The organism is Novosphingobium sp. TCA1 (genome assembly GCF_009811895.1).
In the GTDB taxonomy this organism is placed as follows: domain Bacteria; phylum Pseudomonadota; class Alphaproteobacteria; order Sphingomonadales; family Sphingomonadaceae; genus Novosphingobium; species Novosphingobium panipatense_A.
Map to the genome: position 1 here is coordinate 14248 of NZ_BLJH01000010.1, position 12717 is coordinate 26964.

Below are 12717 nucleotides of genomic sequence, written 5' to 3' on the forward strand. Positions count from 1 at the left end.
GGATTTTGGCGGCACCGGCCCGCTCCCCCACCCGACCTCTCACTCAGTGTATCCTGGATGGGAGGTCGACACCCTCAGCGAAAAGGTCCCCCGGACCTTTTCGTGTTCTTCGGGACGAGCTGGGCCGGTGCCGCACAAAAATGCTCTTCAGGGCATTTTTCAAACGAACTCTCAGAAACGGCGGCGCAGTTCCACGAACCAGCTTCGCGCATTGCCGATATAGGCGCCCTTTGGGCCGGTGAAGCCGGAGACGGCATAGAACTTGTCGAAGATGTTCTCGATGCGGAACTTGGCGTCGAAAATCCCGAAGTCATGCGCGATGGTCGCGTCGAACACGGTGAAGGGCTTCAGCCTGTCTCCGCTGCGGTCGATTTGCGAGGAAACGTACTGGCCGCCGAAAGAGAAGGCCGTGTCGATCGCGGCGACTTGATAGCGCGTCCAGAAACCCGCCTTGTGCTGGGGCGTGTTGGGGAAGCGATCGCCCACCGAGCGGTCTACCGCCTGTCCCTCCACCGATCCGGTGATGGTCGTATCGTTATAGGCATAGTTCGCGGAAATCAGCCAGTTCCTGGTGACATCGGCGGTCACCGTGGCCTCGATGCCCTTGCTGGTCACTTCGCCCAGCGGGGCGAGCTGGTCGATGCCGTTCACGGGTTCGAGGCTGTCGTCGATCTGGAGCACGTTGCGGCGCACGATGCGATAGGCGGCCAGCGTGGTCTGGATGCGCCCGTCGAGGAGATCGGTCTTCACCCCCGCCTCGACCTGCTGCCCCGTTTCCGGCGCGAAAGGCCCGCCCGCAAGGGGAGACTGGTCGGCAACGCTCTGCGGCTCGAAAGCCTCGGACCAGCTGACGTAGAGCGATACGTCCGAACGCGGCTTGTAGATCGCCCCGGCGCGGAAGGTGGTGGCGGCGGAACTGGCGGTTTCGCTTGCGATGTAGTCGTTGTCGTCGAACCAGTCCCGGCGCACGCCGCCGACCAGGATCACATGCTCGCCCAGTCCCATCTGTTCCTGGAGATAGACGCCCCGGCGCAGCGCGCGGGCGTCGCTGTAGGAGGGCGTCACGCCCGAAAGATCGGGGCGGCTGTCGGTCGTATAGTCGGGATCGATCAGCGAGCGCGTGGGCACGTTGCGGGAGGCATAGTTGGTCGCGCTGGAATCCTCGCGGTACCAGTCGCCGCCGAACAGGACGGTGTGGCTGATCGGGCCGGTATCGAACTTGCCGACCAGATTGGCGCCGAACGAGAGACCTTTCACCTTGCGGTGCTGGTCGCGGTATTCGCGGGTGACGGTATCGTAGACCCCGTCCCCGTCGGTATCGCGCAAGGCGACGGGCTCGTGGTACTTCTGCTCCTCGTCGTACTTGAACCAGCGTCCCGCGACATTGAACGACAGCGCGTCCGACAGCCTGCTGTCCAGCCGCGCCTGCGTGACCAGTCCATTGTAGCGGATGTAGTCGTCGGGATCGTTGTGGTTCCAGCTGCGCTTGGCGTAGAAGTTGCCGTCGGCATCGATCGGAATGCCGCGCAGGCGATTGCCGGGCAGGTTCTGGTCGTAGTCGGTGACCTGCACGGTCAGCTTGGTGTCCGGCGCCAGCTTCACGGCAAGCCCGGCATCGCCCACGAATGTGCGGCTGCTGGCATGGTCGCGGTAGCTGTCCATATCCTCGTAGAACAGACCCACGCGCCCGGTAACCGTACCGTTCGCGTCAAGCGGACCGGTCACGTCGCCCGAGGCGCCGTAGCGATTCCGCCCGCCCCCGATCACCCGCAAATTGCCGCCGAAGACCTCGCCCGGCTTCTTGGTCACGTAGTTGATCGTGCCGCCCGGAGAGCCCGAGCCATAGAGCATGCCCGCCGGACCTTTCAGGAATTCCACCCGTTCGATGGTGAAAAGCTGCGGCACCGAGAAGGTCTGGAACGGATCACCGCGCAGGCCGTCGTAATAGGTCACGTCCTGGCTGAAACCGCGATAGGTGACGGTCGCGTAGTTGTCCGCGCTGACGCCGGGCACGTTGCGATAGAGGTCGCGGATATCGCGGGCGCCCTGGTCCTCGATCATCTCGCTGTTGATGACCTGGACGGACTGCGGCACGTCGAGGGGGTCGGCGGCGATCTTGCCGATCTCGGTCTGCGTCACCCGGTAGAGCTTCTGCGCGCGGGCCGTGACGACGATGTTCTCGCCGCCATCGGCTTCCGCTCCCGCATCGGCAGTGGCGTCCTCGGCCCATGCGGGCGTGACCAAGGCAAAGGCCAGTGCGGCAGTGGAGACGGCAAAGGGAACACGCGCGGAAAGACCACCGGAAATAACGCGAGCGCGCGCACGGCGCGAACGAGACGAACGTAGCACTGAAATATCGACCCCTGCTGGAAAAGAGGCATTCCTCTTTCCGAAAGAAGGCGCGTGCCGATTGGCGTTGCGAGCCCGTTCTGTCCTATCCGCAAACGTTTGCTAATGCGAACGCCTCGCATTCGCAACATATTTTTACGCTCTGTAACAAAGGGGAGCCTCCCCGTCTTCAGGCCCGGTTAACAGCCCCCGTTACGGACGATGCATCAGGGAAGGCGCGTAACCAGCAGCGGCAAGCGGTCCACCGCATTGCCCGAGATCTGGAGCAGATAAGTGCCGGGCTTGAGCGTGAAGTCCACCATCTTGCGAATGCCCGAGCAGTCCGGGCCGTGGCCATGCGCGGTGGACGTCATGACGCTGCCCTTGCCCACCGTCGCCCCTGCCTTCACGACATCCACCCAGGCCGCCGCGCCAAGCGCGACGCGGTAGCTGCCCGCTTCGGCAACGGTGAAAGTATAGAGCCCGCCGAAGCTGGAGGAACTGCCGGGCTTTTCCGGGCGCTGGGGATAGCGCAGCTCTGCGGTCGGCCGCAGACCGCCTGCCACGGCCTTGCCGACGTCAAGCTTCGCGCCCGAAAGCGAGCGCGTATCACGCGCAGCAAGCAGCGGTTTGCGCGCATTCCAGGCCGCGAGTTCGGGCGGCAGATCGACCGGGTCCGATGGACAGGACATCGGGCTCGGCATGGCCCCCGGCGCATGATCGCCATGGGCAGCGGGCGCCTGCGGCGATGGGGAAGGCCCGACCGGAGATTGCATCGGAAACTGCTCCGGCGAGACCCGGGACTGTGCCTGCGCCTGTGCCTGCGCCGCAGCCGTGCCGAAGGGCGCGGCCGTGACGAGTATGGCTGCCAGTAAAGGCGCCGCGCCCCGCCCGATACTACGCGGCGCGACCGTGATCGCAATCTTACCGGAAGCACTCTGGTGGCAATGGTCTGTCATCTTCGCCCTCAACTGTCTGCGGCCGGATATAGCGAATTGCGCAAGGTGCAATAGGCCAAAAAAACCGATGCCATTCACCCCGAACGACAAGGGTACAGGCACTTGAACGCCCGATTGCCGCGCCGGGTTTCGACCGGATCGCTGAAGCCGGGTCGGCCTAGCGCATCCGTTCGCTCAGATAGTCCACGAAAACCCGCACCCGCGCGGGCATGTTGGCGCCGCCTGCAAAGACCGCGTGGATCAGTTCCACGTCGCCCGGATTGAAGTCCTCCAGGATCGGAACCAGCCGTCCCGACGCGATTTCGTCCACCACGCTGAACCGGCCGACGCGGGTGATCCCCACCCCGTCCGCCGCCAGCTGGCCTAGCGTCTCGCCGTTGTTGGCCTCCAGAGTGCCGCGCACGCTGAGCGCATAGTCGCGCCCCTCGCGCCGGAAGGGCCAGACCGGCTCCGCCCGGCGGAAGTTGAAGTTCAGGCAATTGTGACCGTGCAGGTCTTCCGGCACTTGCGGCGTGCCGTGCCGCGCAAGATAGGCCGGAGCGGCCACGATCACGCGGCGGTTCTCGCCCAGTTTGCGCGCCGTCAGCGCGCTGTCCGCCAGCGGCCCGAAGCGGATCGCCACATCGGCTGCTCCCGCCGCGACGTCGACCAGTTGGTCGGTCACGCCGATATCGACCAGAATATGCGGATAGCGGCGGGCGAACTCGCCGAGCAGCGGCACGACGGTCAGGCGGCCATGGGCATGGGACACGCTGATGCGCAGCCGACCGCGCGGGGTGCCGCGATCGGCAATGGCCTGCTCCGCGTCGTCGAGATCGGCCAGGATCCGCCGCGCCGCGCCCAGATAGGCCTGCCCTTCGGCCGTCAGGGAGAGCGCGCGGGTAGTCCGCAGCAGCAGCCTTACGCCAAGGCGCGCCTCTATGCGGTCCACGGTACGGCTGACTGCCGAAGGGGTCAGGCCCAGCAAGCGCCCCGCGGCGGAAAAGCTGCCTTCCGCCGCCACCGTCGAGAACACCTCCAGCGCCCGGGCCCGGTCCGCGCCGAGCGGTGCCTTTGCATCGGATTCAAAAATCTTTCGCATTCATGCAGCCTACCGCGCCGATGCCCGGCAGTCCATTTTTGCATCTCGGAACACGGGGTCAGGACCCCGAGGAAAGGTTTTACGATGGAATACCGCCAGTTGGGCGCCTCGGGCCTGCGCGTACCTGCCCTCAGCTTCGGCACCGGCACTTTTGGCGGCACCGGGCCGCTGTTTGGCGCCTGGGGCACCAGCGATGTCGCCGAAGCGAGGCGGCTGGTGGACATCTGCCTGGAAGCGGGCGTCAACCTGTTCGACACCGCCGACGTCTATTCGAACGGCGCCTCCGAGGAAGTGCTGGGCGCGGCCATCAAGGGGCGGCGCGGCGAGGTGCTGGTCTCGACCAAGACCGGCCTACCCACCGGAGACGGCCCCGGCGATTGGGGCGTTTCGCGCTCGCGCCTGATCAGGGCCGTGGAGAATGCCCTGCACCGTCTCGGCACGGACCATATCGACCTGCTCCAGCTTCATGCCTACGATGCCGCTACGCCCGTGGACGAGTTGCTGGTCACGCTCGACATGCTGGTGCGCGCAGGCAAAGTCCGCCACGTCGGCGTTTCAAACTATCCCGGCTGGGCGCTGATGAAGGCGCTGGCGGCCGCCGACCGCCACGGCTGGCCGCGCATGGCCGCGCATCAGGTCTACTACTCGCTGATCGGCCGCGCCTATGAAGCGGACCTCATGCCGCTGGCCGCCGATCAGGGCGTGGGCGCACTGGTCTGGAGCCCGCTCGGCTGGGGCCGACTGACCGGCCGGATCCGCCGCTCCAGCCCCATCCCCGCTGGCAGCCGCCTGCACGACACCGCCCAGTTCGCGCCGCCCGTGGAGGACGAACATCTCTACCGCGTGGTCGATGCGCTCGACATCGTGGCCGCCGAAACCGGGCGGAGCGTGCCGCAAGTCGCGCTCAACTGGCTGCTGCGACGCCCCACGGTGTCCTCGGTGATCATCGGCGCCCGCAACGAGGAACAACTGCGCCAGAACCTTGGCGCGGTCGGCTGGGCGCTCTCGCCGGAACAGGTCGCCAGACTGGACGCCGCCAGCGCATCGCTGCCCGCCTATCCGCACACGCCCTATCACCAGCAGGAAGGCTTCGCCCGCCTCAACCCGCCTCTCGTTTAAAGGTCATTTCCGTCATGACACCCCGTACCGCACCGTCCGCCGATCCGCGCGGCATCCTCCTGGCATTGGCCATCGGCGCGTTCGGAATCGGCACGACCGAGTTTTCACCGATGGGACTGCTGCCGGTGATCGCCGACGGCGTCCAGGTTTCCATTCCGACCGCAGGCCTGCTGGTCAGCGCCTATGCGATCGGCGTCCTTGTCGGCGCGCCGGTCATGACCCTTGCCTTTGCGCGCTTCGGCAGGCGTGCCGCGCTGATCATGCTCATGGGCATATTCACTGTGGGCAACCTGATGTCGGCCATGGCGCCCGGCTATTTCACGCTGCTTCTGGCCCGGCTGGTCACCAGCCTCAACCACGGCGCGTTCTTCGGGATCGGCGCCGTCGTTGCCGCAAGCGCAGTGCCCCGGGAGAAGCAGGGGAGCGCCGTGGCCACGATGTTCCTGGGCCTGACGATCGCCAATATCGGCGGCGTACCCGCGGCGACCTGGATCGGTCAGCAGGTCGGGTGGCGAATGGCCTTCGGGGGTACGGCTCTGATCGGCCTCGTGGCCATTGCCGCGCTCTGGGCTGCCCTGCCCAAGGGTGCCGCCGGAACCCGGCCCGACGTGGCCAAGGAACTCAGAGTGCTTACCAGCAAGCCCGTGCTTCTGGCCATGGCGACGACCGTGATGGGCGCGGCGGCCATGTTCACGCTCTATACTTACGTCACCCCGGCGCTGACCGAACTCACCCACGCCTCCAACGGCTTCGTAACTCTGGCCCTGGCGCTGATCGGCGTGGGCTTCACCATCGGCAACTGGCTGGGCGGAAAGCTGGCGGACTGGTCGCTGGACGGCGCGACGAAGCTGTTCCTCGCCCTGCTGGCCGCCGTCATGCTGGCACTGCCGCTTGCCCTGACATCGCAAGTCGGCGCCGCGATCGGATTGCTGGCCTGGGGCGCCGCTGCCTTCGCGCTTGTCCCGCCCGTCCAGATGCGCGTGATGGAGGCCGCCTCCGAAGCGCCGGGCCTGGCCTCCTCCATCAATGTCGGCGCCTTCAATCTCGGCAATGCCGTGGGCGCTGCCAGCGGGGCGGCAGTCGTGAAGGCCGGCCTGGGTTACGGCGCCGTCGCGATGACGGGCAGCCTGCTCGCCGCCGCGGGACTCCTGCTGGTGTTCCTCGGTCGGGCTTCCGGGGCCGCCGGAGAGGCCCTTCCCGCGCCGACACAGGCCTGATCTTCAGAAGATCTCGCGAGGGGGCGGCAGGTCCATGGTGGCCATCATCGCCTCCTCCAGCAGCGCGGGGAATTCGTCGCTCTCCAGGACGAAGGGGCCCGGACGGTTGCTCAGCGTATTGTTGAGCACGCCGTACATGACCTGAAAGGCGAAGCGGATCCGGTCGATCCGCAGGTCGTCCGGGTCGACACCCGGCACTGCCAGAACGCGTTCGATATAGGCCCCGGCAAGGTTATGGGCATTGCGCCGGAACGGCTCCCAGGCCTGTTCGGAATCGAGGCTGACCTTGAAGGCGGAGCGGAAGAACATGGCGTGGCGCAAGTATCGCTCCACTTGCGCCGCCACGAGCCTGGGCACGATCTCCCCGAACGGCGCCTCGCGCACGATGCTCTCCAGCAGCGGGCCGGATTCGGCGGCCGCAAAGACCATCACCGCCTTGAACAGCGTGATCTTGTCGGGAAACCGGGAATAGAAAGCGCCGGTGGAACAGCCCGCCGCTGCGCAGATGTCGATGATGCTGACATCGTCGAACGGCTGCTTGCGGGCAATGGCCAGAGCTTCGCCGATCAGCCGGTCGCGCAAGGTGCGGCTGCGGGACTGGAGAGCGGGAGTCACCCCCACTCTGGCCAGATCATCCTCGATATCGATGGGAAGCGCCGCGTCGGTCATCGCAGCGGCATTGCCGATAGCAAACGGCTTGTCCATGACGCAAATTCATCATAAAAACAGAATGAGACTCTTATTCGTATTGACGAACCTTTGCAGCCGATGATAGGCGATGGCCAACAAGCCCGTTCAGGGCTGGCTGTTCGAAGGTGGAGAGGTTGATGTTTTCCGGGTCGCATATCGCCAAGTTCAATCGCCGGGGCCTGTTGCAGACGGCCATGACCGCCGCCGCCGGCTCGCTGCTGGCCGGATCGGCCTCGTCGCTGCTGGCGCAGGCGCCGGGCGCGAAGACCGCGCCTGCCAAGGGCGCCAGGCTGGTGCTGCTCGGCACCAAGGGCGGACCGCGCGTGGGCGGAACCCGTTCGAACCCCGCCAATGCGCTGGTGGTGGACGGCAAGGTCTACGTCATCGACACCGGCATGGGCGTGACCGCGCAGATCGTGAAAGCGGGGCTGAATCTGGCGGATATCCGCGCGATCTTCATTTCGCACATGCATTCGGACCATCAGCTGGAATTCGGCAATCTCGTCTACAACATGTGGGCGGCGGGCGCGCTGAGGAAGCCGGTCGATGCCTATGGTCCCGTCGGGATCGAGGCCATGGCTGCCGACTACTGGCGGCTCAACCGGATGGACATTGCCACCCGCATGGCCGACGAAGGCCGCGTCGACCCCGCCACGCTCCTTCGCGCGCACGATTTCGCGCCCAAGCAGGGACCGGTCATGGCGGAAGGAAACGTCAGGGTCTCGGCCTTCACCACCCCGCACCCGCCGCTCGACAATCTCGCCTACCGTTTCGAGACGCCTTACGGCAGCGTCGTCTATTCGGGCGATACCGCCTACAACCCCGCCCTTGCCGATTTCGCGCGGGGTGCCGACGTTCTGGTTCACGAAGTTCTTTACGTGCCGGGCGTCGATGAACTGGTGAAGCGCGCGAACGGCACGCCCACTTTCCGCAACCACCTGATCGAAAGCCACACCACGGCCGAACAGGTCGGGCAGATCGCTGCGCGCGCAGGCGTGAAGAAACTGGTGCTGAGCCATTTCGTGCCCGGCGACATGGAGTGGATCACCGACGCCATGTGGCGAGACGAAGTGGCCAAGCACTACAAGGGCGAGATCGTGGTCGGCCGCGATCTCATGGAAATCCCGCTCGGGTAAGCGGCGAGAGGACAACGATGCGCAACCGGATCTTTCCGCTGCGCGATCGGGGCCTTGCCGGATGCGTTACGATCGGACTGCTCATGCCGGGCTGCGCTTTCGCAGCCGCGGACAATGACGCGCAGCCGGATTCCGCGCAGACGGTCGCCCCGGCGCCGCAGCCCGCCACCACGCTGAAATCCCCTTACCAGACCGAAGCGGACGGACAGGGGCCGCGCACCGGCCCCAATTACATGATGCTGCGCGGCGGCGAAGACTGGCGCTTCCTCCGCAATCCCAAGGCGAAGCGGGGCTGGGCCTCGCCGCTCAAGTTCATGCCGCTAGCCGGAGACGGCAATGTCTCGCTGACCCTCAACGGCGACCAGCGCAGCAGCGTCAGCCTTTCCACCCGGCCGCTGCTTTCCGACACGACCGACCGCATCGAAGTGCTTTCACGCACGACGATCGGCGCGGATCTGCGGATCGGCCCTGCCTTTCGCGTCTATGGCGAACTCGCCTCCGGGCAGATCTTCGGCAAGAACGAGAACCGCCACATCCCGATCCAGAAGAACGACCTGATCGTCCAGCAGCTGTTCGCCGAGCTGCGGGCGCCGGTCGGCTCGGGCGTGGCGCGCGTAACCGTGGGGCGGCAGGAATTCTTCGACGGCCCGCGCTTCATCGTCAGCCCGCGAGAGAACCCCAATATCCGCGTCTCGATGAACGGCGCGCGGCTGTCGATGGACTGGCGGCGCTTCCGCTTCACCGCTTTCCATTTCGAACCTACCGAGCAAGGCACCGGACTGCTGGACGACAGGATCGGCAATGGCGAGACCCTGAGCGGCGTCTACTCCAGCTTTCTCGCTCTGGGCGGCAGTCCCCGGAGCAAGTCCGCAGTATATGTCGACCCGTTCTACTACCATTTCGAGGATGACGACCGCACGCTGGGCCGCCTTTCCGGCAAGGATCGCCGCGAGACTTACGGCGCGCGGGTCTGGGGACACCTGGGGCCGGTGGCGTTCGACTGGACGGCGCTGAAGCAGGACGGCCGCTTCGGCGCCCGCCCCGTCGATGCCTGGGGCGTCAGCACCAACCAGTCGATCGCGCTGGGCAAGGGTGGGGCCGCGCCAAGGCTGGGCTTCCATGCCGACTATGCCTCGGGCGGCGGCACGTTCGACACCGCTGGCAAGGTCGGTGCGTTCAACTTCCTCTACAACGCCACGATCATCTACAGCGACGACAACTACCTCGGCGCGATAAACATGATGGGCATCGCACCGACACTGAGCGTGCCGGTAACGAAAAAGCTCCAGCTCATCGGGGAGACCGGGTTCTACTGGCGGCCCGATCAGAGCGACGCCGTCTATCGCGGCAACTCCCAGGCCTATGCCGGAACCCAGAACGTGGCGGGCAGACATGTCGCCAACATTGCCCGCCTCCGCGCGAACTGGACGCTGAACCCGCACGTCAGCCTTTCCGGCATCGCGAACTACGTGGATGCCGGAAAGGTCTTAACCCGCGCGGGTTATGGCGATAACCTGTTCGTTCAGACAATGATGACCCTGCGGTTCTGACCCGTGGACGGTTCCCCCTTCCTGATTGCCGGTTCGCCCGGAACCTGGAGGGGAGCCCCCGCGTCGGGGAGGCGGGGCGCGGGAGAACGTGTGCGGGAGGTCGGGAGCAGGCAGCGCGAAGTCCAGGTGATTCTGTGCTGCGCCATGACGCTGTTCGTCAGCGGCTATGCCTTTCAGTCGCTGAGTTTCTCGATGCCCGGACTGGTGCGGGACTGGAAGCTGGCGGAGGGCATGATCGGCCCGCTGCTCTCTTCGGCGATCTTCGGACTGCTACTGGGATATCTCGTCGTCGCGCCGATGGCGGACCGCGTGGGCGAGCGGCCGGTGCTGCGCGGCGCCATGCTGGGCCTGGCGCTGTCGACTTTGCTCTGCATGGTTTCGCCGGGGATCGAAATGCTGGCGCTCGGCTGGGTATTGACCGGGATCGCCATCGGCGCGGCCTTGCCGAGCGCGGTCTCGATCGCCAGTCGGCAAGGCCAGGTGCGCTGGCGCGGGGCGCAAGTAGTGGGGATCTATGTTGCCTTCTCGCTCGGGTTCCTGGCAGCCGGCCTGACGAGCGGCTGGCTCGTGCCCCAGGCAGGCTGGCGCGCGCCCTGGGCCGCTGCCGTCCCGCTCGCCCTGCTGATGGTCGTGCTGCTCGGCGCGGTCCTGCCGGGCAAGAGAGCGCAGCAAGAGAAGGAACAGGCCGGGCGCCCGCTCGCCGCGCTTTTCGACCCTCGTCTGAGGACCGGCACGCTTCTGTTCTGGATCATGTTCTCGATCGGGCTGGGGCTGTTCTACGCGCTGCAATCCTGGCTTCCCCTGCTCACCGCGCGCGAAGGCCTGCCTTTCTCCAGCGCCGTCACGGCGACAAGCCTGTTCACGCTAGGAACCGCTCTGGGCGCCTTGCCGATGATCTGGCTGGCCGACCGCATGGGGCCGTTCCGCGCGCTCGTGGCGATGAGCGGGATCGGATTGACCGGGATCGTCCTGCTCGGCACCTTTGCCGCACGGGGCGGCCTGCCGTTCCACGGCGCCGCGATGCTGGCCGGGATCGGCATCGGCGGCGGACAGAAGGACATGGTCGCCGCCGCATCGCTATTCTACCCGCCCGCCGTGCGGACGACCGGACTGGGCTGGGCCTTGGGACTGGGCCGCCTTGGCGCCGCCTGCGGCCCGCTGCTGATCGGCTACCTGACGATGCGCGACATTGAAAGCGGCACCGCGCTGCTCTGCCTGGCCCTGCCCGTACCGATCGTCATGGCAGCCGCGGGCCTTCTCGAAAGAACGTACGGCCGGATCGACCGCGCCGTCCACCATCCACCGTCGCAAGGCCGGGAAGCACGATGACCAGAGATCCCCAATCCATCCTCTCTCAGGGCGCGATGCGCCCCTTGCAGATCGCCGCGGTCACGCTCTGCGTTCTGCTCAATGCCCTCGACGGGTTCGACGTGCTGGCCATCAGCTTCGCCTCTCCGGGCATTGCCGAGGAATGGGGGATCGACCGCGCCGCGCTGGGGCTGGTGCTTTCGATGGAACTGATCGGGATGGCCCTCGGCTCGGTCGTGCTGGGCGGCTTGGCCGACCGGATCGGACGACGCCCCACGGTCCTGGCCTGCCTCGTCATCATGGCAGGCGGCATGGCGCTGGCGACCACGGCCAGTTCGGTCGTCAATCTTTCGATCATCCGGCTGGTGACGGGCCTCGGCATCGGCGGCATGCTGGCCTGCACCAATGCGCTGGTGGCGGAATATTCCAACGACCGACACCGCAATCTGGCGGTGGCGATCATGGCCGCGGGCTACCCGATGGGCGCCATCGTCGGCGGCTCGATCGCGACGGGGCTGCTCGCCAGCGGTCACTGGCGCGACGTCTTCACGTTCGGCGCCGCGGCAACCGCGCTGTTCCTGCCGATAGCCTGGTTCCTCCTGCCGGAATCGATCGGCTTCCTCGTGCAGAAGCGCGGTCCCGGCGCTCTGGAGAAGATCAACGCCACCCTGCGCCGACTGGGCCATGAGACCGTTTCCGCACTTCCGCCCGCACCGCAGCGCGCCGCGAAGCCGTCCATCGGCGACCTCTTCGCGCCCGGCCTTGCCCGCAGCACGGTGCTGCTGACGCTGGCCTACTTCTGCCACATCATGACCTTCTATTTCATCCTGAAATGGATCCCCAAGATCGTCGTCGACATGGGCCATGCCGCCGCGAAGGCGGGCGACGTGCTGGTCTGGGCCAATGTCGGCGGCCTGGCGGGCGCTACCCTCCTCAGCCTGCTGACTTACCGGATTGCCGTGCGCAAGCTGGTGATCGTGGCCATGGTCGCCTCGACCGTTCTGGTTGCCCTGTTCGGGCAGGGACAGGAGACGCTGGGCGGCCTTGCGCTGATCGCGGGCGCCGCCGGGTTCTGTACCAATGCGGGCGTGGTCGGGCTCTATGCGCTGTTCGCCAAGGTCTTCCCGACTTCCGTGCGTGCGGGCGGGACGGGCTTCGTGATCGGCATAGGTCGCGGCGGCGCCGCGCTTGGCCCGATCGTCGCGGGCTTCCTGTTCACCGCCGGGTTCGATCTTTCCCTCGTTGCGGTGCTTATGGGATCGGGATCCCTGATCGCTGCCGGGGCGCTGCTGCTCCTTCGCGAGCGCCCTGCCGCCCCGGCCTGAACCC

The 12717-nt window shown here is 66.4% G+C and carries 10 protein-coding genes; 6 read left to right on the forward strand and 4 right to left on the reverse strand.

The window, feature by feature from the left end; all coding sequences use genetic code 11:
* Positions 1-171: 171 nt before the first annotated feature.
* The 3 genes from NTCA1_RS13175 to NTCA1_RS13185 all read right to left on the reverse strand — a co-directional run bounded on the left by NTCA1_RS13175 (position 172) and on the right by NTCA1_RS13185 (position 4368).
* A complete protein-coding gene (locus NTCA1_RS13175; protein WP_236549304.1) occupies positions 172-2349 on the reverse strand; it encodes a TonB-dependent siderophore receptor in 2178 nt (725 codons plus the stop codon).
* Positions 2350-2555: 206 nt separating this feature from the next.
* A complete protein-coding gene (locus NTCA1_RS13180; protein WP_236549305.1) occupies positions 2556-3287 on the reverse strand; it encodes a hypothetical protein in 732 nt (243 codons plus the stop codon).
* Positions 3288-3444: 157 nt separating this feature from the next.
* Positions 3445-4368 (reverse strand): LysR family transcriptional regulator, encoded by a 924-nt coding sequence (locus tag NTCA1_RS13185; RefSeq protein ID WP_133084632.1) that lies wholly within the window; start codon positions 4366-4368, stop codon positions 3445-3447.
* A gap of 84 nt (positions 4369-4452) precedes the next feature.
* Between NTCA1_RS13185 and NTCA1_RS13190 the strand changes: the two genes are divergently transcribed.
* Entirely contained in the window at positions 4453-5487 is a 1035-nt protein-coding gene (locus tag NTCA1_RS13190) for an aldo/keto reductase (RefSeq protein ID WP_133084633.1), read from the forward strand.
* Positions 5488-5501: 14 nt separating this feature from the next.
* Positions 5502-6704: an MFS transporter gene (locus NTCA1_RS13195; RefSeq protein WP_133084634.1), complete on the forward strand. Its 1203-nt coding sequence runs from the start codon at positions 5502-5504 to the stop codon at positions 6702-6704.
* A 3-nt stretch (positions 6705-6707) separates the two neighbouring features.
* Here NTCA1_RS13195 and NTCA1_RS13200 read toward each other — a convergent pair whose 3' ends face one another.
* A complete protein-coding gene (locus NTCA1_RS13200; protein ID WP_236549306.1) occupies positions 6708-7409 on the reverse strand; it encodes a TetR/AcrR family transcriptional regulator in 702 nt (233 codons plus the stop codon).
* Between the two features lie 122 nt (positions 7410-7531).
* On the opposite strand from NTCA1_RS13200, the gene NTCA1_RS13205 reads away from it, so the two are divergent.
* From NTCA1_RS13205 to NTCA1_RS13220, 4 genes are all read left to right on the forward strand, one after another.
* Positions 7532-8530: an MBL fold metallo-hydrolase gene (locus NTCA1_RS13205; protein ID WP_133084635.1), complete on the forward strand. Its 999-nt coding sequence runs from the start codon at positions 7532-7534 to the stop codon at positions 8528-8530.
* 17 nt (positions 8531-8547) lie between these two features.
* Positions 8548-10080, forward strand: a complete 1533-nt coding sequence (locus tag NTCA1_RS13210) for an alginate export family protein (RefSeq protein WP_236549307.1) — start codon at positions 8548-8550, stop codon at positions 10078-10080.
* A gap of 90 nt (positions 10081-10170) precedes the next feature.
* Positions 10171-11409, forward strand: coding sequence for an MFS transporter (locus NTCA1_RS13215; protein ID WP_236549308.1), 1239 nt, complete (start codon positions 10171-10173; stop codon positions 11407-11409).
* The gene (locus NTCA1_RS13220; RefSeq protein WP_133084636.1) at positions 11406-12713 is read left to right on the forward strand and encodes an MFS transporter; all 1308 of its coding nucleotides are present in this window, start codon (positions 11406-11408) and stop codon (positions 12711-12713) included. Before NTCA1_RS13215 ends, NTCA1_RS13220 begins: the two co-directional genes overlap by 4 nt.
* Positions 12714-12717: the final 4 nt, after the last annotated feature.

Excerpts from the sequence above, each read along its gene's own strand:
- NTCA1_RS13180 (WP_236549305.1), bottom strand. The coding sequence starts at position 3,287 with ATGACAGACCATTGCCACCAGAGTGCTTCCGGTAAGATTGCGATCACG.
- NTCA1_RS13185 (WP_133084632.1), bottom strand. The coding sequence starts at position 4,368 with ATGCGAAAGATTTTTGAATCCGATGCAAAGGCACCGCTCGGCGCGGAC.
- NTCA1_RS13190 (WP_133084633.1), top strand. The coding sequence starts at position 4,453 with ATGGAATACCGCCAGTTGGGCGCCTCGGGCCTGCGCGTACCTGCCCTC.
- NTCA1_RS13195 (WP_133084634.1), top strand. The coding sequence starts at position 5,502 with ATGACACCCCGTACCGCACCGTCCGCCGATCCGCGCGGCATCCTCCTG.
- NTCA1_RS13200 (WP_236549306.1), bottom strand. The coding sequence starts at position 7,409 with ATGGACAAGCCGTTTGCTATCGGCAATGCCGCTGCGATGACCGACGCG.
- NTCA1_RS13205 (WP_133084635.1), top strand. The coding sequence starts at position 7,532 with ATGTTTTCCGGGTCGCATATCGCCAAGTTCAATCGCCGGGGCCTGTTG.
- NTCA1_RS13210 (WP_236549307.1), top strand. The coding sequence starts at position 8,548 with ATGCGCAACCGGATCTTTCCGCTGCGCGATCGGGGCCTTGCCGGATGC.
- NTCA1_RS13220 (WP_133084636.1), top strand. The coding sequence starts at position 11,406 with ATGACCAGAGATCCCCAATCCATCCTCTCTCAGGGCGCGATGCGCCCC.